Origin of the sequence: Clostridium sp. 1001283B150225_161107_B6, from assembly GCF_015556325.1 — a bacterium.
Lineage (GTDB): Bacteria > Bacillota > Clostridia > Lachnospirales > Lachnospiraceae > Enterocloster.
The window spans coordinates 64,452-86,788 of sequence record NZ_JADNMD010000015.1 but is presented as its reverse complement, the minus strand read 5'-3'; the positions used below and the strand labels follow the sequence as shown (position 1 = coordinate 86,788).

Sequence of the window (22,337 nt, the reverse complement as noted above, 5' to 3'; positions counted from 1 at the left end):
GAAAACACCTCCTGTCAATAAGTCTGTTGCTGTATGGGTTCCCGGTCATCCCGTTTGTGTCCCTGCGCCTGTTTTTTCTCTGCCAGCTTCCGGCGACGTTTCCGGTCGATGTGGAACGGGCTGCCGCCTGTGGCTTTCCGGTAGTCCTCCCGGAACAGGTTCTCCAGCCGGTGCAGCAGACGGGTCGCCGCAAGGAAAGCGGAAGGGTCGCGGAACGAATCCAGATGATCGAGAAAAAACTGGGCATAAATATTTCCCTGCGCGGCGGACGCCTGCAGGAACAGCACTGCTTTTTCCCTGTCACGGGGAACATCGTGACCGCAGAGATAGAGCTTGCCAAGAATATACTGGGCATACTGGTTATTCTGATCCGCTGATTCGGTAAGCCATCGGATGGCGATATCCACATCCTTTGGCAGATGCTCTCCGGTCAGATACAGTTTACCGAGCTGATATTCTGCATACTCGTTCTTCTGGTTTGCTGCCTGTGTGAACAGCTCCACGACCCCTGCAATATCCTGCGGTACATCCTCCCCAGCCAGATAGAGTTTGGCGAGAGCATATTTGGCATACTGGTTTCCAAGGTCAGAGGAAAATGACAGCCATTTCACGGCAGCGGTCACATCCTTTGGAATATCCTCTCCAGCCAGATAAAGCCTGCCGAGCTGGTAGGCTGCGTATTCATTTTTTTGTTCTGCTGATTGCGTGAACAGCTCCACCGCCTTTGCGATATCCCTCTGTACATATTCTCCGTCACGGTAGAGCTTGCCCAGTGCATATTGCGCCGCCGCATTGCCGCCCTCGGCTGCTTTTGTAATCCACGCCACAGCCTGTTCCGGATCGCCGCTGCCATTTTCCAGCCACAGCCTGCCGAGGGCATACTGTGCGTTGACATTCCCCAGTTTAGCGGAACGCCCCCAATAATCTGCCGCAGCGGCATCGTCTTGATCTGTACCGGTTCCGGTGTGAAACATCTGGCCGAGGCGGTATTGCAGCTTGTCATCATGGCTTCTCATCTCCAACTGCAAAAAACCGTGAAACGCCTGTATGAAATGTATATCTAACTTTTCTGTGCTTTTCTCTGTACCAATTCCGTCCCGGTACATCTTGGCCAGTTCATAATCTGCATATGGGTTGCCCTGATTGGCGGAACACTCGTAGAGATGGAGCGCCTGCTCATAGTTCTGTTCCACGCCCTGACCGCGATAATATAATCCTGCCAATGAGTATTGCGCGTACTTGTGGTTCACATCAACTGCCTTTCTAAACCACAGAGCGGCTTTCCCATAGTCCTGCTCCGTGCCAAGACCGGCAGCGAACATTTTCCCGATACGGTATTGCAGATAGGATCGCTGCTTTTCTTCCGCAACCTGTTCTTCATTCAGAAATGCCTCCAGTGCATTCGCATACCATTTCTGCGCCGCATCCAGATCAATCTCTCGGCCAAGACCGTCTTTGAACATTCTGCCGAGGTCATGCATGGCAAACGCATTTCCGGATTCCGCTTCCAACAAAAACAGGCGGAAGGCTTCCGCGAAGTTTGGTTCTTGATTTTCGCCGCCATAGAAATTTTTTCCGGCTTCCTTGTACCTGTTATTCCACCACTTTTGTCCGGAGCCTCTGCCATTTCTTCTTCCTGTATATCCATCTTCCTGTCGCTCTGGCACTGCTTCTTCCTGAAATTCGGGTTCTGTTTCCGATGCTGCTTCCTGCTCCAGTCTCTCATCCCCCAGTGGTTCCGGCATCGTTTCATCCTCAAATGTAAAATGGTGACCGCCCAGCTTCAGTGCTTCGGCAATCACCATGTTTTTGATACTTTTAAATTGTGGCTGACTGGACAGCGGCGGCAGGGGAGGTGCATTCTTCTGGTAAATCTGCAGGATTTCCTTCTGCCAGTTTCCCCATACCTGATACAGCGCATCCACCCGATTGTCCTTTGCCAGTTCATCTACAATCTCATCAATCAGGTTCTTCACATCCCGTTTGAGGTACCCGTACACTTTTTTGCCGCCCGTATTCTGCAGGCGTTCTGACAATCGCACCATCATTTGCTCTATCTCCGGGCTGACCAGGACACCGGATCGCAGCTCATCCATCAGTTCCCGCATCACTTCGGCGGCTCCTGTTTTTAATTCCGAGCGGGCCTGATTCTGTTTTTCATAGATGTGTGCAAAATCCTGACGGAAAATATCGTGCGCCAGTTCTGAACGCATGGCTTCGATGGATTTTTCGGTGAGATACCCATCGTTGTCCTTCGCCGAGTAGACCATAAGATGCACATGGGGATGGTGTCCCTCATTATGGAACGCTGCATACCACCGCAGGCTGGCGCTGTCGATTTTCATATGTTTGCAGAGCATTGCCCGCTTGGATCGCAGCAGAGCCATCCACTGTTCGGCACTGTCATAACCGAGTCTTGCCGCGTCCTCCCGCCGCAGGGATACAACGTGTGTCCAGACCGGGCCTTTGTGGTTGATTACCTCATTCTGTACCTTCGCCAGCACCACAGGCTGACCCGCGTCCGTGAACAGACCATGCTCGCCGACACGCTCCACGCGTGGACGGTTTGCAATGTAGTCCACATAGTTTTCCCGCTTGGCTACAAGGTCGAGGTTCTGCTCCAGCGCACAGGAGATCAGTTCCGAGGCATTTCCTATGGTGGGGTGTAAAAGAAAATCCGCGTACTCCAGCATTTCTTTTGCTGCCGGAATATCGCGGACAATCTGGCGGATCAAATTTTTCTGATTTCCTGTAGCTGGGAGGAGGAGCTTACTCTCATCCGCCTTTTCCACACCCTCGCGGGTTCCGATGTAACGGACGTAATTTTCAAGCTGGGCGGGCGGCGCATCCCGCAGATACCGGGAAGTAAATATGATTTTGGGCATGACAGGATTCCTTTCCGTGCTGTTAAGAGTATTGCTGTTTTCCTGTTCCGGTGATAAAATAAACCTGTGCAGTTCATAATGAAAATAATAAGGAGGCAGTTATCTTGAGAAAAAATTTTGGAGCAAAGCCTTATACCTATCCGCAGCCGGTACTGATCATCGCCTCCTATGACGAGAACGGTACCGCCGACGCCATGAATGCCGCATGGGGCGGCATCAGCGAAAGCACCGAGATCTCCATGTGCTTAAGCGCCGGACATAAAACGGTAAAGAACATTCTGGCACGTCAGGCGTTCACGGTAAGTATGGCCGACGCCGCCCATGTGGTGGAATGTGATTATGTTGGAATCGTATCGGCCAACGATGTGCCTGACAAGCTGGCGAAAGCAGGTTTCCACACCACAAAATCCGAATTCGTGGACGCGCCGCTGATTGACGAGCTGCCGATGGTGCTGGAATGCAGACTAATCAGCTATGACGAAGAGTCCTGCCGTCTGGTAGGTGAGATCGTCAACGTCAGCGCGGATGAACGCATACTAAACGCAAACGGGAAAATCGATCCGGATAAACTGGAGCCGATCACTTTCGACCCGGTTAATAACACTTACCTGAAGCTGGGCGAAAAGGTTGGCAACGCATTCAAGGACGGTATGAAACTGAAATAGGCAAAACGCAGCAAGGCCCCTGAGCCATGAAAAGTTCAGGAGCCTTGTTTTTTCTATGCCGTTACAGTGCGCCCAGCTTTTTCAGCAGTTCCACACAGTCCTTTGCGCCCTGCACATAGAGATGCCTGCACTCGTGGTCGGCAATCAGGCTGTTCTTCACATGATAATTCTCCAGTGCCTGACGATCCTCCGGTGAAAGTTTATCGAGTATCTTCTGGCGCTGCAGGGACAGTTCACCCAGTTCCCTGTACCTTTGGCTTTCTTCTTCATCACAGCCTTTTCTGTACTCCATCACGGCACGTTCTGTCATCTCGGTGATGACCATTTCAAAAATTTCATTCTTGTCCATTGAGAATACTCCTTTTTTTCACACACCATAAACGAATGCGGTGTGACAGTCCATATCCAAACCCAACAAATCATTTCTCACTTTTTAGGTTTCGCGTTTTTGATATTTGTATGCACTTTCAAAATCGACCGCTCCGTTGATGCGTCTGACTTCCTCCAGACATTTTAAGTGTAACTTCCGCAGAGCTTCCTCGTCAACATCATGTGTGTAGGCGATCACCTGTGACAGCTTACTCAGCTCCACAGCAATTTTAAATTCCATCCGGGCAATCCGGTTCTCACTGTCCTGCACGGTTCCCGTCATCACGGAGGAGAGGGATTGCAAAAGGTAATCCTCCGCTTTCTGCGAAGTGAGGAAACCAAGATAAAATCGCAGCGCATCTTCAATCAGTTCGGTGCGGTTCTGCACGGTGGAATCCCGGATATAGACATCCGCAAGCTCCAGAAGCTCCGTATTGACCCGGATGGAAAATTTGGTCTTGTCGGCATTTCCGCTCATAAGTCGCCCCCTTCCTGATGGTATTTTGTCAAGCCACCTGTTTTCTCTCCCTGTACCGGCTGTTTCCCGGTGACAAGCCACCCGTTTTGGAGAAACAGATATTTCCGGGTGGTAGGAGGTATTCCCGACCGGCTTTGCCGGACGGTGTTTTCCGGGCGAGGGGGCTTTTCAAAGCCACCCGCCCTTTAACCTGCACACGTTTCGACCCTGCCATTTCTCTCTGGAAACCAGCCGTTACAGGCTTTCCCGGCTCTTTTCCGGAAGATGCGGCCACACTGCCCCAACGCTGGCAAAACCCGCCGCAGGGGTACACGGATGCCGCCCTGCCCCGGAAAAGCCCACACAAAGCCTCACAGGGGCGGACACGGGGGAACGGGCGGTTTTCGTCCCGCCGCATGACTTATACGCCGCCTTCCTGTGCTGTACTCTCCACGAAACGGGCAGCCGGTCTGGCCGGACGGCGGGGGCGTTCTCTGGCGGCTCCGTCGCGGGAAACCTTATCATCGATGTACTCACGGGTGGCCTGCGGCACATATTTCTCATAGAGCTTTTGAACCGTTTCGTTCAATTCCTCCTGCAGATTAGCGTCCCGTTTCCCCATATGGAAGGTCAGGGCATCCAGCTTTTCCGTATTGAACGAGAGGGTCAGCGTTGTGTTTTTCATGAGAGAATCCTCCTTATCTGCATCTATATTTTTATGGGAACAGCAACAGCCGCCAATCCTCTGGCGGTCTGCCGCTGGTTTGTCTTTCTACGAAAGCTGCTTAAACAGCTTAACGCCATCTTTCAGACCTTCCAGATAGAGGGCGGCGCACTCATCTTCTGCCGCCACCATGCCATCTGTCAGGTGATTGTCCAGCCAGTCCCGTTCTTCTTCCGGCAGGGAACGCAGGATTTCATCCATCCGCTCCACATTCTTCTTCGTTCTATCCAGCCAGTCCTGCCCCTGTCCTCTGGCAAACCGTTCCCGGATATTCCGAATGCGCTCAGCCAGAAGTTCCCTTGCCATCTCATCCAGTCCTTCCATCGCTTCCACCTCCTTTCCACCACCGAACATACTACACAAGCGGCCGCAAGTCGATACCACAATGTACTAAAAATCAATCAGCAGGAAGCCTTCCTATGGCGAAAAAATGCTGCCGCCAGTAGTTGCTGTCGATGTCCGCGTACTGGATTGGGGAACCGCAGTGAATCATTTGATTCCCGCCAGTATAGATTCCAACGTGGCTTACCGGTCCGGAGCTGGCGTAGGTCTTAGTAAAGAAAATCAAATCCCCCGGCCGGGCTTCGTCCCTTGGAACGATGGCGCACTGGTTGTAGATGCCCATGGCAGTGGCGCGGGGCAGGTTGTAAACACCGGACCGGGTATAGACCCAACACACAAACCCGGAGCAGTCAAAGGAGGTCTGCGGCGTGGAACCGCCCCACACATAGGGGTATCCAAGGTATTTTTCTGCTTCCGCAATCAGCGCGGCATAGCTGCCATCGCCCATGGCCGCTCCGGGCGGCAGCCCATGCTCCGGCGAAACCTGCCCGCATTTTGCCAGCACATAGATGCGGCTGGCATTGGACCTATTCTCCGGGGTAATGGCCATTCCCAGTTCTGCGGCCAGGTTTTCGTACACCGTTTCCATGTCCGCGATGGGGACGGCCACAGTGTAGGGTTCGCCGTCCCCGTCCTCCCGTTCCTCATAGGTAACGAAGCAGTCGGCGAACCGGCGATGGTCCCCGCCGTTCATTCCGGACTGGTCCGCGCCGAAGAACAGAGAGTAAAAAATAGCTTTTACCTCATAGGCGTCCACCGTCCCATCCTCCGCCATGCCGTTGATTTCTGACAGGGCGGCGTCCAGAGTGGTAAAGCTCTCCCGCATCTTTTCAATGTACATTCGGTAATCAGCGGGGAGCTGGGAAGATAAATAGCCGCCGTGGAATGCAAGATCCACAGCGGCATTGTTGTGGCTGGCCGTACCGGATAAGGCGCTTAACATGACCACGATGATTAAAATAAACGGGGTCAGCACGGCGGCCGCCACCGAGGCGATGGCTGTCCATGTACGCTTATCCGATGCCAGGAAAAGGGCGGCTTTCGCCGCCAGCACAGCACCAGGCGATGCCATAGGCGATTCCTCCTTTCGGACACAGGGCTGGTAAGCCCCCGTCCGGGAGGCTTATCACTTTGCCCTGTCTGTTAAATTATCTCTGGTAATCTCCAGTGTTTTCGGGTGAATGACCGTGATATATCTGCCCAATTCCTCAGCATAGCGGACGGTCCGGCCTGCGCTGCTGCGGGCGGCTCCGTCCCAGACTGCCAGCACATAGCCGCTGTTCTCCACCATATAGCGGTTCCGTTTGCCCATGCAGTCCCTGGTGTATACGCCCTGAAGCTGGTTCTCCTTATCGCTGGCGGCAATGATGTCAAAGTACCGCTCTCTCTGGGGAATCGTCCAGTTCGCTGCCTGTTCTTCATAGGGAATGGCACACTCCAGCGTCACCTGCGGCTGGGTTTTCTTCAGTTCCAGCACCAGCTCTGCACAGATTTGGTCAATGCCAAGAGCCATGCCCGTAATAAAGTTGACAAAGCCCTTTTCCGTCGCCAGCCACAGGATTTCCTGCCGGAGCCGTTCTTTCAGCCGCACACAATCCGGGTGCTGCTCGTCAAATTGAAAGGTCAGCCGCTGGGGGCGGTGTCCGGTAAAACAACAGGTCTTGCTGATATCCATTTTTCGAGTCCTCCTTTGCCTCTTTTGCTGGTGCTAATTATACTCTTTAGAGGTAATTTGTTCAACTCATTTGCTGATGTTTAACTTCAATAGAGTGGGTTAAACTATCTTTATTGAGGACAAAGGCGGTGAGAACATGAAAAAAGACTTTGATTCTGCCATTGGGCAGCGTATCCGTGAAAAACGGGAGGCTCTTGGTTACAGCCGGGAGTATGTGGCGGAGCAGGCGGAGATGTCCCCATCGTTTCTTGCTGATGTGGAACTGGGCGTCAAAGGGTTTTCCGCTTCCACGCTCATAAAGCTCTGTAGGACGCTGGGGCTTTCCGCAGATTATATTCTGTTCGGAAGCCAATCCACATTTGATTTTTTCAAAGCCGCCGAACTGCTTTCCGGGCTTGACCCGAAGTATCTTCCCCTGGTGGAAGATTTATTGGCAGCTTACACAAAATCCATACGACTGTCCAACAAGTAGGCCGCATCCGGAACGATGCGGTTTTATTTTTGATGCATCCAGCCGCCCAGGCCAAACAGCGTCTGCTGGCCGTCCCCGCCGTGCTGCGCCTGCGAGAGCGCAAGCTCATAGGCGCGGTCGATGGCATCGGATAAGATATCCGTATCAAAGCCTGCCGACTCATAGCCCTGTAAAATCACATCGGCGTAATAGTCCGAGGGGATACCGAACTCATGGCCGGGCGTCATGACATAGACCATGGCCGACACCCTCTGACCGTCCAGCTCCACCTCCATCATCTGCTTCTCATAAAGGCGGGGGTACCCCTCATAGCGGTCGAGCGAAGCCTCGTCTGCCGGATGGATTTTCCATAACAGCACGGGCACGGAGCCGCCCTCCCTGGGCTCCACCGTAGCCACCGCGCCCCGGCGTCCTCCCCGGAACAGCAGCTCATAATCCTTCAGTTCACTCTTTCCCGCCACCTCCGCGGTGGGGCAGCGGACTGCCATCTGCGGCAGGTTCAGGTTGCTGCCATAGGCGATATACAGCGTTGGTTTTCTGCTCATCTTGTTCTCCTTCCTCATGCATAATGCAGGGTTACATCCGCATCACAAAAGCCGGGGCTTCTTCTGAAACTCCGGCCTGCTCTGCCAGTTCTATGATGGGTTCCTGCGGCGCGGCTTCCATGGCCCGCTCCCGCTGCTCCTTTTCTTTTTTCTGCCTTAACCGTTCTTTCTGCGCCTCGGCCTGCGCCGGGTCACGCCATGCGATACAGCCGGGAAGATTGGCCAGCAGGTGCTGGCGGGCGGTGGCGAATTCATCGCCGTTCAGTCCCAGCCGCAGCAGCCAGGTGCGGAAGGTATACTTCTCATTGGTGGTCTGGGTTTTCCTCCGGCTGGCACAGCTCTGGTTCAATGCCTGCGCCCCAATGGCCAGACAGAACTGGATATACGCCTTGATTTTCCCGGCGTGGAGCGTCCCATTGAACAGGCGGAACTCCACCGTGCCTTTCTGAAACACGCTGTGCAGATTCAGGCAGTGGTAGCGGCTGTCATCATAATGGGTGTGCCTGCGGCTGTCGCCGTCATACCAGATCCGTTCCACGTCCTGCATGGAGCGGGGCCTGCGTCTGTTGAGTTCTTCCAGGAAACGCTGTTCCACGGGCTGGCACCAGCGATGCTGGCGGGCAACGGAAACGCCAAGGGCCTTATAAATCAAGTCCTCTTTGGAAGCCATGATATTGGTGATGTTACGAAGTGTCCGGGCATCGAACGGAGACGCGTCAATATGCACATGGATGCCGCAGCTCCCATTGGTGATGGCTCCATTCTCCTTTAGTTTGCGGATCATCTCCTGGATGGGAATGATGTCCTCATACCGGCAGATTGGGCTGACCATCTCGGTCCGGTATTCTGCGCTGGCAGGCACTCTTTCACCTCCGTCCTTCCGTTGGGCATCGATGCTGGCGTCACTCATAAACTTCCACTGCCGCCCCCAATTGTCCAATGCCGCATAGGCGCTATACCCAGAGCCGATGTACTGCGACGAGGTACCAAAATAGGCGGCGCACACCTGGGCGGCCTTCTCACGGGTGATACCGGTCATCTCAATCTCGATGCCGAACCGCTGTTCTTTCATGTCCATGTGCATTCACCTCCCGCTTAACGCCCGCCTGCTTTCCCGAACAGCCTCGCCTTATGCTCCGGGGCGTTCACCATCAGGTTGTACCGCTCATTGCCGCATTTGTAGAGGCACACGCCCCGCTGGGGGTAACGGATCAGGTTGTATTCGCTGTCCTCCAGCTGCAGGGTGTCCGTATAAAACCTGGCGTCGATGCTGCCCGCATTGAACAGAAACTGGTGGGTGGGGATGGAGAACAGGGGCTTTGTGTACTCCCGGACGCCGTCCAGGTTGAAATCCTCCAGGTTCTGGCTGGCGATAATGACCGCCGAGTCCTTCTTACGGACACGCTTCATGAAGTTGCGTACATACTCCACAGCCGTCAGATTGGAAAGGAACAGGTAAAATTCATCCAGGCTGGCAACGGTGTTCCCCCCGGTCAAAAGCTCATCCGACATGAAAGAAAGCACGTTGAACAGCAGGGCGTTCTTTAAGCTCCTGCTGGCCTGCAGCAATCCCTTTACACCGAATGTCACGAAGCTGGAATCCGTGATATTGGTATGCCCGTTGAAGAACTTGCTCTCCGCGCCCACACACATGGAGTTTAAGCCCAGCAGGATGCTCTGGAGCATTTCGGCGGTGTAGAGCTGCCGCCTGCTCCCGTCAAAGCCCTTATACTCCACTTCGATAAAGGCGTAAAGGTCGGACAGAATGGGGTAATCCTCCGGTCCCAGACGTTCAAAGTCACACTGGTCATGGAGTCCCCACTTGGCATACAGCTTCTGGAGCATGATCTCAATCACGTCGATTTCCCGGTCGGTAAAGTCCTTATAGGTACGGAAAAAATCTTTCAGAAAGCTGATGTGCTGGGAGAGCCGGGAACGGATGCGGAAGGTCTGGGGCGCATCCAGATCCTCCGGGCCGCCGCTGTCGTCCCACGTTTTCGGTTCCAGCGGGTTGATGAGATATTCTCCGCTCATCAGGTCAATAAAACAGCCGCCAAGGTTATTGGTCAGATCTTCGTATTCCATTTCCGGGTCGAGGGCGCACACCTTCATGCCGGATTCCCGCAGGTTGGTCAGCAGGAGCTTGAGCAGGTAGCTCTTGCCCTGCCCGCTGTTGCCAAGGATCAGGATGTTGGCGTTGGTCTTGTCATCAGCGCGGCGGTTAAAATCCACCAGCACGTTGCTGCCAAACTTATCCCGCCCGATGTAAAAGCCCTGCGGGTCGGTCTTGCCGGAGTAGTTGAAGGGGTACAGGTTCGCCACGCTGCTGGCAGGCAGGACACGCTCGAACTGATCCCGGAACAGGTTCCAGCCCGTGGGCATCACGCACTGGAAGCCCTGCTGCTGGCGGAGCATGAGACGGTCCACATTTAACTTGGAGCGGATCAGCTCGGTCAGCACCTCGGTCTGTAACAGTTTTAACTGGTCGATGTCGTGGGCGCACAGCTCCAGATAGACCGCCGCATGGAGCAACGGCTCCCGGTTCCGGTGCATCTGTGCCACAATGGTGGTCACGTCCTGCAGGTTGCTCTCCGCCAGCACCGTCTGCTGCAGGTCATTGGTATTGCTCCGGTCCATACGGTTTTTGTTGGCGGCATTGCTGATGATTTTCCGTTCCTCCACCGGGGTCACATGGCGGGTATAGATCCGCAGGGTGACGCCGTCCTTTTCGCCCAGGTGGGACAGGATGGCCTGCTCATCGGTGGCGGTCGGGTACTCTCTGAGTGCCCACACACAGCGGTAGGTGTTGCCGCAGATGAAGTGGTCGGTTTCAAATTTAATCACGGAGGGTGCAATCATATCCAGAAACTCCTGAATACGCACATCCTCCACTGGCGCCTGTGCGGCGATTTTTGTTCGCTTCAATGGGTAACCTCCTTTGATTTTTGGCAGAAAGAAAGCGCCGGACACATTTCTGCATCCGACGCATTGCCGTTTTCTTTTTTCTGTTTTATTTTAATTCCATGCCGGCCGGTCCCTGTCCCGGCTTGGGAAACGGGATTTGAAACAGGCGCAGGATTTCCTTTTGGGATTCCAGTTCCCGCTCCGCGATAAACTCTATAAAATCATGGCTGTCCCGGTGCGCCCGTTCCAGCAGGGAGATGTAATCCATGCGCAGAACCGGCGGAATCACAGCCGGAAGGTAGCCGTCCTGTATCAGCGCCAGGTTCATCAGCAGGCGGGCCACCCTGCCGTTGCCGTCTTTGAAGGGATGGATAAACACGAAACGCTTATGAAGCTCGGCGGCAAATTCCACCGGATGGAGTTTGTCTCGCTCCTGCGCCGCCCATTCAAACAGGCGGTTCATTTCACGCTCCAATTTCTCCGGAGCCGTGGTCGGATAGTGGGAGCCGGTAATGATCACTTTCATATCCCGGTACCGCCCCGCATACTCCGGCTCGATGTTCCGGTAGAACAGCTCGTGCATGCCCAGAACCGCCAGCTCATCAATGCGGCGGCTCCCCAGCAGGGAGAACATGAAATCGTAGGCTCTCGCGTGATCCACCGCCTCCAGCATATCCCGCAGCGGCCTCCCGCCCACAGTCAGGCCGTCCTCCAAAAGCACCTTTGTCTCACTCTCCGTCAGGGAGTTCCCCTCCAGCGCGTTGGACGTCCACGTCAGCCCAATCCGGTAATAGTCCTTTATCTGTTCCAGCATTTCGCCCTGCAGCGGGCGTAAAGCGTTGATTTCCGTTTGAAAGCAGTCCACCTTCTCTAACACATCCACAGCGTCACCATCCTCTCGATTTGCTTCTTAAAGTATACCATGGCTCGAAAGCACCTCGCCAAGTGTTCACATTATACCACATCGGAGCGAAAAAAAGTAGGGCTTTCAGCGGCAGGATATCCATTCCGTTAATCGTTAATCTTCCCATTAATCCTCCGAGATGATCCACCGCTCCCCATCGAAGTCCTCAAACTTCTCCGTGGTCACATTCTGCTCATAATACACAGCCAGAATGCGCTTGATATCCTCCCGGTCGGCCCGTTTTACGGAAAATCCCTGTTCCTTGAGGGACTTTTCGATACGGGAAAGGTAGGGGAACACCTCAGACTCCTTTTCGTCCTTCAGGCGGATGAGAATCAGGAATTCGCGGGCGGTCGCCATCTGCACCTGTATCCGGTCAAGGTGGGTCTGGTCTTTTTCAAGGAGCTTTCGCACCACCGGGTTATCCTCCTTATCCATGCGGGAGCGCAAAAACCGCTTGTTGTCCTCGAAGCTCTCCCGGCTGTTTAAGCACAGCATCTCGATTTCCGCCACACCCTTCAGCACCGTCATCAGGGCATAGATCCTTGCCCCCACGCTGGCCTCGGACAGTACCGAGATGTTGGAGGGCTTGACGATAAAATACACCAGTTCCCCCTGTCCGTGGGTGACGAGGCTGTATTCTGTCACCGCCCTCGCCCCGATGAGCTGGCGGGTGGAGGCTTTCTCACGGGCCTTGTTCTTTTCTGCTTTATTTTTTTCCGCTTTTTTGCTCATCGCGTCATCCTCCATTCGTAGAACTGCTGGCGGGTGAAAAAGAACCCGCAGGCATATTTGATAAAGTCCAGAATGCTGGTGTCCTCAAAGCGGATTGTCAGAAAGGCAAACAGCGCCGTCAGGACAATGGGCGGGAGGAATCCCGCCTGCGTCAGTGCCAGAATCGAAATCACCCCACACACGCCGATGATGCCGATATCCTTGAGCTGCCAGAGCCACAGGGTAGCTTTGGACTTTAAATTGTCAGGGTAAATATACACAAATGCTCACCTCCAAAGAGAAACCGCCGGACTTCCAGCGCCTCGGCGGTTTCATGATAACCGGTTATTTCTGCTCATCTTCCTTTCCGGCATGAGCCGTTTCCGCTTCTGCCAGCGCCTGTTCAATCAGGCTGACCACAAAATCTTTCTGGCTCAGACCCTGTTTTTTCAGATGCTCCTTGAGCCGTCCGAACAGTTCCTCCGATACCTGGAACGCCAGTGTCCTTGTCTTTCCATCCATCGCCTTTCCTCCCATCTCAAAATGTTCCTTCAGTACCATTTCCACATACTGCGGCAGTGTCAGCTCCAGTCTTTCCTGCTCTGTCCGTACCTGCATATGCAGGGATTCCGGAATCATGGCACAGAGATTTTTTCGTTTTTCCACGCGGCATACTCCTTTCGCTGATTTTTTACAAGCCAAGTATATCGGCACCGGCAGGAAAAAGCTATGACGATACCCAACAAGGATTTCTGCCAAGGTAAAGCAGATGTACCAATGTTATAGAAAAATCAGGCTATTCCCCCCTGATTTTGCGTAAAAAATAAGCAATGCCACGCAGGACGAAGTCCACGCATGGGATTGCCACGCTGTTGCCCAGCGCCTTATAGCGGGCGCTGTCCGATGCGCCGGGGATGTCTGTCCAGCCATCGGGCAATCCCTGGAGCCGCTCACATTCCAGCGGAGTCAGGCGGCGGATCAGGTTCCGGTTTTCCACGATGCATTTATCCTGCCCCACATGCTGATTATTGATCCCCTTGCCGTCATCCATGCACAGCGCTCCGACGACCTGCTGGTAGGGCTGGCTGATTAAGTCCGTGGCGTCTTTGTGCTGCCTGGCGCTCTGAGTCGCGGATACTTCATTTTCCAGAAATTCATCGCTTCTCTGGCGGGAAAACACGGCATGGCGGTCCATGCCCGTCAGCGTGTACGCAATGTCTGTCTGATAACCGCACCCGTTGCCGCCGTTTTCCGGCTGGCGGTCAATAATATTTCCCGCAATACAGAAGCTCTCCTGCAGGATAGCAATCCCTCCCTGATTCTTGCTGGGATCCGGGTTGGCCGTGTCGATTGTCCTGGCAACCTCTGTTTCCCGGCATCCCGAATACGGATTGGCGGATTTCATGCTGTTAGATTCCTTGGAGTCCAGGCTAAAGGCAACGGCCTTTCCAACCAGCGGCACATTGTTTCCGCCAGTGCCGTACCGGGCGGACATCGTCGGCGCGACCGGGTGGGGGCCGGTGTAGCGGGCGTCAATCCCGTGGTTTTCAAACAGGACGGGCTGATTGTTGCCGCTCATCCCCGCAGATGCCGTGATCGCAGGGCAGACCCCGACCCCAAGTTCTGCGCCGCCCTGCTGGGTGGCAAGCACCAGGGGCTGATTGTTGCCGCCCATCCCAAAACCGGCGGACACGGTTTGCGATGCCCTGACTGGTCCTGAAAACCTGGCATCCTGCCCATGGTTGTCGAACACCAACGGCTGATGCCCATGCCCCTGCGCCCGGAGCGTCCCTGACACATCATCAGAACATGCCATCACGCTGCCGCCCTGATCATTCAGGCACAGCAGCGGTTTTGCTTCCTTCTCTGTAATAAACGTCTGCATCTGCATATTGCGGGTTGCCAGCAATGCGCCGGAAACGCCGCCCAGGTCAATGGTTTCCTCCCTCTGGTTGATATGAAATGCAAAGATATCCCTTGTTTCTTTTTCTGCTGTTATGTCATGATTCCCGCCTGCAGCATCAGCGCCTCCCTGAGCTGGGGCGGCAGTTCCTTGCCCCTCTTTTCCGACCTCCGCAGGATTCCCAAACAGGCTGTCCTGCTTAAATAGTATTTCAGGCGCGGTGAGTCCTCCAAAATCTGCGACAAGGAAGATACGACGGCGGCGCTGGGCGACTCCCCAGTATTGAGCGTCGATGACTCTCCAAGCCAGGCTGAACTCATCTCCCAGAACGATTCCCCCAGCAGATTCCCAGCGCCCGGAGTCAGGTCGAGGAACATGACAGGAGCCATCCTTAACGCGGACAATTTCTTCGAGGACCGCCCGGAAATCCTCGCCGTCTGCCGAGGAGAATGCTCCAGGGACGTTTTCCCACACCATGTATCGAGGTCGAACAAGGTGAGCTGGTACATTTCTCCGCTCATCCGCATCCCTCATTTCTTTTACGATTCTTACCTGTTCCATGAACAGGCCGGAGCGTTCTCCCGCAAGCCCCTGACGTTTCCCGGCCACGGATAAATCCTGGCAGGGCGAGCCGCCGCAGATCACATCCACAGGGGGCAGTTTCCCGCCGTCCAGTTTTGTGATGTCCCCCACATGGCGCATATCAGGGAACCTGATTTTGGTCACCGCTATGGGAAACGGTTCAATCTCGCTTGCCCACAGGGGCGTGACCCCATTATGGACTGCCGCCAGCGGGAAGCCTCCAATCCCGTCGAACAGGCTGCCCACCGTCAGCATCGCATCACCATGCCCTGCCGCGATTCTGACATCTCTGCATCCCCGGCGCAGGAGGATACTGTATTCTCCCGTTTACTGCTTCTCATTTAATCACCGCCTCTTTCTTATTTTGCGACTGCCTGTACAATGGTTCTGGTCAGGTTGACCGCTCCCTGCGCCGCATACACGGCTCCCATCACGTTGGCACGGGTGCCGGTGTCCAGACCGAACTGTCCGGCAATACGGGGGATTTCCCCGGCGGACAGCATCAGGCCAAGCCCCAGCAGGGCATGGTCCTTGACCACCATCAGCCCGGCAATCAGGATGGTCGCCTGTAAAAAAGTGGTCAGGCACAGGCCAATGACCTGCTTGCACCAACTGATAAAGCCGTCCAGATATCCACGGGGGACGCTGAACATATACAAACTGCCCACCGCAATCTGGATCAGCAGGATGCCGCCCCGTTTCAGGTTGGCGAAAAACACCTTGATGATGGCATAGCCCATGAGGATCAGAATAAAAATCATCAGGATGGGGCTTGTAATGCTGGTCAGCCCTCCAAACGCCCCGGCGGCCGCTGCCTGCTCCCATGTCCCGGCATCCTGCAGCGAGGTAATAATGCCGGAGGCCACCGTCCCGAAGTCCTCGCCTAAACCGGTGATGCCGGCGGTAAAGCTGCCCTGCAGGGAAACGCAGAGCTTATAAAGCTCCACCGGGACCACAGTAAACAGGCTGACCGCCATAAACCCTTTGATGGCGTTTAAGGCGCTTTCCCTGATGCTGCCCCGTCCGGTCTGGTATTCGATGCCGCATTCAAAGGCGGACACCACCAGCCCGGTGGCATACAGCGCCCAGGCCAGATAAGAAAAAAACAGCACGATGGACTGCACCCAGCTCATCTCGAACAGGTCGGCGCCCATATTGCCCATCTGCATAAAAAAGTCGCCGAGGAACCCTACAATCTGGCCATAGATCCAGTCGATGATCTGCCCCAGTACGGTTTCGGCGACGAAATCCCATATAAACACGCTTTACGCTCACTCCCTCTCTGAGTAGTAATGGAGGCGGAAAAATACGCATCACAGTTGTAAATCCTGCAAAAGAAACACAGTCAGCCCATCTTCTGCCCCATCTGCCGCTCCTGCGCAGGCTCCTGAAATACCGACAGGTAGGTGTCCACCGCCTCGGCGAGCCTCTGGTAATCCGCCTTGCGTGGCTGATACACATACCAGCATGCTTTCCCGTATCCATCCCAGATATGGGGGCTGACGCCCTCCCGGAAGTTTGGATTGTCGGTGGCTTTTATGCCCCATAAATCCTTGAAACGCACCACCAGGCTGTCGATTGTCCCCTCGTTCCGGTTGAGGAGGGTTACCTTCAGGCGGTCATACTGATTTGCAATCATGCCGGTCTGGAAACTCGCTTTTACCCGGATGCTGTCGGTCAGCCTGCCGTAGCAGGTGTTGCCCACAATGCGGACATCCGATAGCACCTCGTTCCGGTCAAAAAGTTTGTGAAGCTCCTGTTCAAAAAAAGTCATTGTATTTTCTCCTTCCGTCCTTTTACCCCATATGCATCCCTGTGTTTTCTTCCATTTGCTTACGGGATAAATCTGCTTCCGGCTCCGTTTTAGAAAACAGCTCCAGTCTGGAACCGTCCGCCGCAAGCATCCCATTGCGTTTCCTCCCTTACATCCCAAGGATCTGCCACACATAGAGCGGGGCAGTCAGGGTGAACACCAGGCAGGCGAACAGGATGGCGGGAGCTGCCCACTCAAACTGCCCGTGCTTGCGGTAGTCAAAATACGCCGTACCCAGCTTGGCGAAGAAAAACACGGCGAGGATCAGGTCAATGGCGGGGAACACCACATTGTCCACCACCGTCTTAATCTGCTGGGATGCCGTCGTCCACGTTCCCTCAATCGCCCCTGCCACATCGCCGGAGGCGGCATAGGCCGGAACACAGAGCAGGCAGGCGGTCAGTGCAGACGCACAGAAAAGCATGGCAATCCGTTTCATTTTCATTTGGTTTCTCCCTTCGTTTTGAGGTTGGAAAAAGAAAAGGCCACAAAACCGGTATCACGGCCTTGCAGTCCTTGTTCTTTTTCTGATGTTGAATTGTTACATAGTGAGGTTCTGCCGGTGCTTCTGCTCCAACAGCAGCGGAGCCACCTCGATGATTTCCGGATGTTCCCGGAACTTCAGATCGCCCCGGTATCCGGCCTTCAGGTTACTGAACCTTCTCCCGGCCTCCAACAGCTCTGGCGGTGCATCGGCAGGCAGTTCCTGATTCCAGCGTACCCATTCTCCGCTCTGGTAGCGGGGTTCCAGTTTGAGAATCACATAATCCTCCGGCACAAAGGCAGGATAATGTTTCAGAACGCCGCCCAGCCCGTAATAAGGTTTCCCCTCCATCATTACGGTGCTTTGCATCAGCGTGAGTGTATCCGCAAGCGACGTGCAGAACCAGCATTCCGTATCGCCCATGCGGCGGATTCTCCCGTCCTGCAGGATGCCGTCCAGATGGCTGCGGGCAGTGTAATGGTACAGTGGCCCTTGCGGCCTTGCAATTCGTTCATAAGCCATTGGGAATCCCTCCTTACTCCGGTTTCTGCGGCGCGATATGCCAGTCGCTCCACAGGTTCCCGCTGATTGTTACCGAATCGGTAAGGTTCATGGAAAGCATCCCCGCAGGCGTCCAGCAGTCGATGAGCCAGGTATAGGGGGTGTAGCTGCCGTCCGGATACCAGATGGGCGTGAAGTGGGTGCGCCGGTTGTAGGTGCTGTAACGGTTCTGTTTAAATTCGTGGGTCATGTCATAACCTCCGCCCATTCGTTCCAGCAGCCGCCAGAAGCCCTGATACTGAAATTCCGGAAAGTAGGTGACTGCATTCTGCGCTGCCGTTACGGCAGAGCTTTGGTTAGTGCTGACATGGGTGGTAACCTTTTCCGCAATTCCATAACCGGACTTCAGCGTCTTTCCGCTGGCTGTGGGGGATTTCTCATCTGGCGTGATGGTCATGGAGCCGCTGAGGCTGGCGGAGTAACGGTCAAAGTCGAACTCCCACCAGCCATGGTCGCACCAGTAGCCATCATCGTCGTCATCTCCACTGTGCCATACCCAGTAGGCATACCACCAGGGACGCCACACACCCCAGCTTGCGGAAGTAACCTGTGCATTGCCGGGTACGGACGGTCGGACAAATCCATAGTTACGGTCATCTGCGTTAGGGTCAGGCGGCGGATTTTCATCCAGATCCACGATGTTGACCCGAATGGTTCCCTTCTCCGCCGAACCTCCTCCGCGGACACGGACTGTGATGGTCATCTCCTGCGGCGTATCCGGCGTTGTCCAGCGGATCCACGCAAGCTGGCTGTCGCCTTCCGGGTAATAGACATGATTTACCCGATAGCTGCGTCCATTGACATTAAAGGTCACGGATACGGGATGATCCGGGTCGCTCTGGCCGCCGCTGACGCGGACTGCCGTGATGACCTCTGTATTGGCGCGGTATTCATAATCATAGACGCTGACCTCCGGTTCTTCCGGCGGCGCTTCATGAAACCGCACCACCCCAAGCCCCAGGGCTGTCTTTACCTCATGATTGGAGCGGACGCCGGAGGTGGGTCCGTTCCATACCGGATAGCCTAAATCCGCCACCTCCAGAAACATGGAAAGGGGCAGGTTCTGGAACGCGACGGTTGGGAGCCGCGCGCGGACCGCACCGCCTGTTACCTCGTCATACAGGGCTGCCTCCGTGGCCGTCATGGCAAGCCTGGTATCCTGAAAGGTCACATAAATGACCGGTTCCAGCAAAAGCCGGTATTCCCCATTTACCAGTACCTCAAACTCCACGCCGGTTATATTTGCGATACTGCGCACCACCTGCTCGTCTGTAAAATAGCTTTTGATCTCCGCAATGCTTGCCATTCCCAGGCTTTTGGAGCTTAGGATCTTGGGCAGCGCCTGCGTCGGTCTCACAAAAATATAGTCTGAGGCAGATGGCGTTAATCCCGCCCCACTGCTATATTCCAGCTTGCACGTTTTAACAAAATGTACTTGAATAGCTGGATTTTTATTGGTCAGGTCGATGGGCGCAGTTACTGGCGTATGATCCGAAGCCCGAACCACAGTTACCCTTACTCCCTCATTACCGGCAGACCAAAAGTTGGAGCTGGTTCCCTCTCCCATGCTGCCGCCGCCATTGTCCACATTCCCCTCGCCAATAGCATACGCCGTTTGACACAGCGCTCCACACAGCAAGAGTATCGCCGCCAGAAGAATTCCTATCCGCTTCAAACACTGCCTCCTTCCCCAAAAGAAAAGGCACAGTCCAAAGACCATGCCAACTCTGCAGCTTTCATTTTTTCTTTATCATGCTTCATCTAATTTCCCATATCTCCAATCTTATTTCCATTCTCATACATATCTTCCGCAAAAATTTCCGTTGTTCCGGTAATTGGCACCCAGCCAAACCCCGGCAGATACACCTGACCGTCCCTCGTTTCTCCACCCTGTGGCTGTCCTGCAGCAGCTTCCGTTTCCTGTGGTTTTACCACTTCTTCATGCGCCACCGGTTCCGGCGGAGTTTCTACTTTCGTCCCATCCGGTTTCTGTGCCGGATCTGTTCTGGCCGCTTGCTCCGGCTCCTCCGGTTTTGTAACTTCCGGCTGGATTGCCTGCTCTGTCTGATCCGTCTGGGCCGGGCGGCTGTCCACAGGCTGGCTCGGTTCCGTACTGCCTGCTGGCTCCGTATCCGGCTGGATGACCAGTGATTCTTCCTTATCTGATTGTTCGGTTTCTTCTATATTCCTGCTTGGAGCAATCACGGCTTCGTTGGCCGTGGAACTTTCCCGCGGGAGCGTATCCTCGCCGGCAGGGGGATTTCCAAACTGCATACTGATGGCTGCCACCAGCCCGATGCAGATGACCGCGCCACAGCCGATTGCAAGCATTTTCTTTGTTTTCTCTGTCATTTTCATATTGCATTCCTCCTTGTTGGGTGGGAGCTTCCGCCTGGTTTTGCTCACAACATACTATATAAATTTCCCAAAGTCCAGCGATTTCCCTGTTTCTTCCCTAAGTTTCTCAAAACACCTCGATATATCCGGCCTGCACCTTTAAGGTGATGTGCATGGAGGGAAGAAGCCTGCCGCCAAACCGCACCGGCGCCTCCAGCCGAATTACCGCGTCTGCCTCGAAACGCTGGGCATTCTGCGGGTCGGAGGGAGCCAGCGGCGCATTGCGGATCGTCACGTCCAGACCATCCACCACATATTCCACCACACGGCCGGAATCCCCTGCATACTTGACGCGCCTGCCGCCGGCAGGTTCCGTGCCGATGACGCTGTCCAGATATGCATAGATATCTCCCTCACTGACCGCCATTTCCCATCCTTCCTCTCCGTCCGGCATATAACCCCCGGAATATCCCTCCCGCACACCATGGTAGACCCCGGCGTAGTTATCGTTCACGGCGGAGATGACGGCATCCTCCACCGCTTCCTTTACCCCAGCCGCAATAACCTGGAGCCGGAAATACTCGCTGACACCGCAGAAAATGATGACCAGCGACAGCGTGACGGCAATCATGAAAGGGAACGACGCTCCCTGCCTGTCCTTTAACAGCCATCTTATCTTTTTCGCCAAAGGCATCCACCTCACTTCCAATAAACCTCCGATTTTCCCACCGACTGCGCCCGCAGGGTGACCGGAAAGGAGCCAAATCCGCCAAACAGCCCGATTTCCCGGCGCAGGGTCAGGGTGACCGTCATTTTCTCATTCAGCTGGACCCTGCCGTCTGCCGACCACGAAATATCCGGAGTCAAACCGGTTTTCTCCTGGAGGATGGCGGCGCGTCGGTCCGTCTCCGTATCAATCCGCCCGGATATCTCCGCTTCCCGCATCAGCTCCGTGGCAAAGGTATCGAGCTGCTGTTTGGCAATGAACACCGGAAGCACCCTGACAGCCAGCGCCAGTACCAGCACCGCGCACAGCACCAGCACCACGATGTCCACGTATCCTTCCGCCCGTTTTTCTTTTAGGACCTGTCCGATCCGTTTCATCACATGGCCACCCCCCCCCCCCATTAAAACATCCCGCCCAGGCTGGTCACTGCCACATAGCAGATGATTGCCAGGTAGGTAATCAGAAAACACATCAGCATGGCAAACGAGAATACCCGAATCTTCGGCGGGATTTTCTGTGCCTTGGCTTTCAGTCGCTGCAGCTCCAACTGCTTGAAATCGTGCGCCAGCATCTGAAAATATACCGCACTGTCATCGCCGCGCAGCACACCAATCAGGCCGCGCACCGCATCGGACAGCATGGGGGAATTGAGCCTTGCTTCAAAACGTGTAAGCGCCGCCTCATAGTTGGAGGAACGCATATCGGCCAGAAGCACATCCAGTTCGCCTGTCAAAGCCGGGCCAGCGTTTCCCTTAAACCGTTCCAGCATCCCGATGACATTGCGGCTGGCTTTCAGTTCCTGTTCGATGGTTGCAACCAGACGAGACAGCTCACCCTCAATTTCATCTCTCTTTGCTTTCAGACGCTCATCGGCTTTCTGGCTCTCCTTGAAGTACATGAGTACAGCCAGAATGACAACAACCGGCGACAATAGCGGCAATAGAAACACACAAGGAATAACGCCCAGAAGAATAGCTCCGGCTTTGACAAAGGCGTATGCCTGATAGACCTCCGGGGTTAGATTCATGCCGCTGGCCTGCAACACATTGTTGACTCTGCTGCGCTTGTATTCGTCCATGTGGATATACTTGGCCAGCCGCACCGACACGGTCATCAGATAGGTTTCGATGGTTTTGGTACTCTTTTTGTCCTGTCTGACCGTTCCAAGCATGGCTTTGGCTGCACCGATGGTAGGAAGTTTCAGGAAGGAGGCAGCCAAAAAGAACAGGCCGCTTGCCAGAAACAGCCCAAATAAAAACAATAGTCCCGTCATG

At 54.7% G+C, this 22,337-nt stretch carries 25 protein-coding genes and 1 pseudogene; 2 read left to right on the top strand and 24 right to left on the bottom strand.

Annotated features, from left to right (window positions below):
* Positions 1-14: 14 nt before the first annotated feature.
* A complete protein-coding gene (gene mobP3 / locus I2H39_RS25295; RefSeq protein ID WP_195627815.1) occupies positions 15-2,885 on the bottom strand; it encodes a MobP3 family relaxase in 2,871 nt (956 codons plus the stop codon).
* A gap of 104 nt (positions 2,886-2,989) precedes the next feature.
* Between mobP3 and I2H39_RS25290 the strand changes: the two genes are divergently transcribed.
* Positions 2,990-3,550: a flavin reductase gene (locus I2H39_RS25290; RefSeq protein ID WP_195627814.1), complete on the top strand. Its 561-nt coding sequence runs from the start codon at positions 2,990-2,992 to the stop codon at positions 3,548-3,550.
* Positions 3,551-3,611: 61 nt separating this feature from the next.
* Here the strand turns inward: I2H39_RS25290 and I2H39_RS25285 are convergent, their stop codons facing one another.
* The 6 genes and pseudogenes from I2H39_RS25285 to I2H39_RS25260 all read right to left on the bottom strand — a co-directional run bounded on the left by I2H39_RS25285 (position 3,612) and on the right by I2H39_RS25260 (position 7,117).
* Positions 3,612-3,899 (bottom strand): hypothetical protein, encoded by a 288-nt coding sequence (locus I2H39_RS25285; RefSeq protein ID WP_195627813.1) that lies wholly within the window; start codon positions 3,897-3,899, stop codon positions 3,612-3,614.
* An 84-nt stretch (positions 3,900-3,983) separates the two neighbouring features.
* Positions 3,984-4,397 carry a ribbon-helix-helix protein, CopG family gene (locus tag I2H39_RS25280; RefSeq protein WP_195627812.1) on the bottom strand — a complete coding sequence of 138 codons (414 nt, stop codon included), beginning with the start codon at positions 4,395-4,397 and terminating at the stop codon, positions 3,984-3,986.
* Positions 4,398-4,797: 400 nt separating this feature from the next.
* Positions 4,798-5,061 carry a DUF6103 family protein gene (locus I2H39_RS25275; RefSeq protein ID WP_195627811.1) on the bottom strand — a complete coding sequence of 88 codons (264 nt, stop codon included), beginning with the start codon at positions 5,059-5,061 and terminating at the stop codon, positions 4,798-4,800.
* An 87-nt stretch (positions 5,062-5,148) separates the two neighbouring features.
* Complete coding sequence (locus I2H39_RS25270; RefSeq protein ID WP_195627810.1) at positions 5,149-5,424, bottom strand: hypothetical protein; 276 nt, start codon at positions 5,422-5,424, stop codon at positions 5,149-5,151.
* A 73-nt stretch (positions 5,425-5,497) separates the two neighbouring features.
* A pseudogene (locus I2H39_RS29705) lies at positions 5,498-5,920 on the bottom strand (C40 family peptidase); the annotation flags it as partial.
* Positions 5,921-6,568: 648 nt separating this feature from the next.
* Positions 6,569-7,117 (bottom strand): SLOG family protein, encoded by a 549-nt coding sequence (locus I2H39_RS25260; RefSeq protein ID WP_195627808.1) that lies wholly within the window; start codon positions 7,115-7,117, stop codon positions 6,569-6,571.
* 136 nt (positions 7,118-7,253) lie between these two features.
* Between I2H39_RS25260 and I2H39_RS25255 the strand changes: the two genes are divergently transcribed.
* Positions 7,254-7,589, top strand: coding sequence for a helix-turn-helix transcriptional regulator (locus I2H39_RS25255; RefSeq protein WP_195627807.1), 336 nt, complete (start codon positions 7,254-7,256; stop codon positions 7,587-7,589).
* Between the two features lie 23 nt (positions 7,590-7,612).
* On the opposite strand, the gene I2H39_RS25250 is transcribed toward I2H39_RS25255, so the two are convergent.
* The 17 genes from I2H39_RS25250 to I2H39_RS25170 form a co-directional block, all read right to left on the bottom strand.
* Positions 7,613-8,134: a gamma-glutamylcyclotransferase family protein gene (locus I2H39_RS25250; RefSeq protein ID WP_195627806.1), complete on the bottom strand. Its 522-nt coding sequence runs from the start codon at positions 8,132-8,134 to the stop codon at positions 7,613-7,615.
* A 31-nt stretch (positions 8,135-8,165) separates the two neighbouring features.
* A complete protein-coding gene (locus tag I2H39_RS25245; RefSeq protein WP_195627805.1) occupies positions 8,166-9,212 on the bottom strand; it encodes an amidoligase family protein in 1,047 nt (348 codons plus the stop codon).
* 17 nt (positions 9,213-9,229) lie between these two features.
* Entirely contained in the window at positions 9,230-10,993 is a 1,764-nt protein-coding gene (locus I2H39_RS25240) for a DUF87 domain-containing protein (RefSeq protein ID WP_227147473.1), read from the bottom strand.
* 151 nt (positions 10,994-11,144) lie between these two features.
* A complete protein-coding gene (locus I2H39_RS25235) occupies positions 11,145-11,921 on the bottom strand; it encodes a Fic family protein (protein WP_195627803.1) in 777 nt (258 codons plus the stop codon).
* A gap of 147 nt (positions 11,922-12,068) precedes the next feature.
* Positions 12,069-12,677 carry a hypothetical protein gene (locus I2H39_RS25230; RefSeq protein ID WP_195627802.1) on the bottom strand — a complete coding sequence of 203 codons (609 nt, stop codon included), beginning with the start codon at positions 12,675-12,677 and terminating at the stop codon, positions 12,069-12,071.
* On the bottom strand, positions 12,674-12,937 hold the full coding sequence (locus tag I2H39_RS25225; protein WP_195627801.1) for a hypothetical protein: 264 nt from the start codon (positions 12,935-12,937) through the stop codon (positions 12,674-12,676). Before I2H39_RS25225 ends, I2H39_RS25230 begins: the two co-directional genes overlap by 4 nt.
* Positions 12,938-13,001: 64 nt before the next feature.
* Positions 13,002-13,322 (bottom strand): 4-oxalocrotonate tautomerase, encoded by a 321-nt coding sequence (locus tag I2H39_RS25220; RefSeq protein WP_195627800.1) that lies wholly within the window; start codon positions 13,320-13,322, stop codon positions 13,002-13,004.
* 130 nt (positions 13,323-13,452) lie between these two features.
* Positions 13,453-15,396: a DNA cytosine methyltransferase gene (locus I2H39_RS25215; RefSeq protein WP_195627799.1), complete on the bottom strand. Its 1,944-nt coding sequence runs from the start codon at positions 15,394-15,396 to the stop codon at positions 13,453-13,455.
* 104 nt (positions 15,397-15,500) lie between these two features.
* Positions 15,501-16,403: a conjugal transfer protein TrbL family protein gene (locus I2H39_RS25210; RefSeq protein WP_195627798.1), complete on the bottom strand. Its 903-nt coding sequence runs from the start codon at positions 16,401-16,403 to the stop codon at positions 15,501-15,503.
* 83 nt (positions 16,404-16,486) lie between these two features.
* On the bottom strand, positions 16,487-16,915 hold the full coding sequence (locus I2H39_RS25205) for a hypothetical protein (protein WP_195627797.1): 429 nt from the start codon (positions 16,913-16,915) through the stop codon (positions 16,487-16,489).
* Between the two features lie 148 nt (positions 16,916-17,063).
* Positions 17,064-17,399, bottom strand: coding sequence for a DUF3852 domain-containing protein (locus I2H39_RS25200; protein ID WP_195627796.1), 336 nt, complete (start codon positions 17,397-17,399; stop codon positions 17,064-17,066).
* Positions 17,400-17,495: 96 nt separating this feature from the next.
* Positions 17,496-17,960 (bottom strand): hypothetical protein, encoded by a 465-nt coding sequence (locus I2H39_RS25195; RefSeq protein WP_195627795.1) that lies wholly within the window; start codon positions 17,958-17,960, stop codon positions 17,496-17,498.
* A 13-nt stretch (positions 17,961-17,973) separates the two neighbouring features.
* Positions 17,974-19,674 (bottom strand): hypothetical protein, encoded by a 1,701-nt coding sequence (locus I2H39_RS25190; protein ID WP_195627794.1) that lies wholly within the window; start codon positions 19,672-19,674, stop codon positions 17,974-17,976.
* Between the two features lie 86 nt (positions 19,675-19,760).
* Complete coding sequence (locus I2H39_RS25185; RefSeq protein ID WP_195627793.1) at positions 19,761-20,357, bottom strand: DUF6550 family protein; 597 nt, start codon at positions 20,355-20,357, stop codon at positions 19,761-19,763.
* A 106-nt stretch (positions 20,358-20,463) separates the two neighbouring features.
* Positions 20,464-21,030 (bottom strand): hypothetical protein, encoded by a 567-nt coding sequence (locus I2H39_RS25180; RefSeq protein WP_195627792.1) that lies wholly within the window; start codon positions 21,028-21,030, stop codon positions 20,464-20,466.
* A 5-nt stretch (positions 21,031-21,035) separates the two neighbouring features.
* Positions 21,036-21,440 (bottom strand): DUF4320 family protein, encoded by a 405-nt coding sequence (locus tag I2H39_RS25175; protein WP_195627791.1) that lies wholly within the window; start codon positions 21,438-21,440, stop codon positions 21,036-21,038.
* A gap of 23 nt (positions 21,441-21,463) precedes the next feature.
* On the bottom strand, positions 21,464-22,336 hold the full coding sequence (locus tag I2H39_RS25170) for a secretion protein F (protein ID WP_195627790.1): 873 nt from the start codon (positions 22,334-22,336) through the stop codon (positions 21,464-21,466).
* Between the last annotated feature and the right edge of the window lies 1 nt (position 22,337).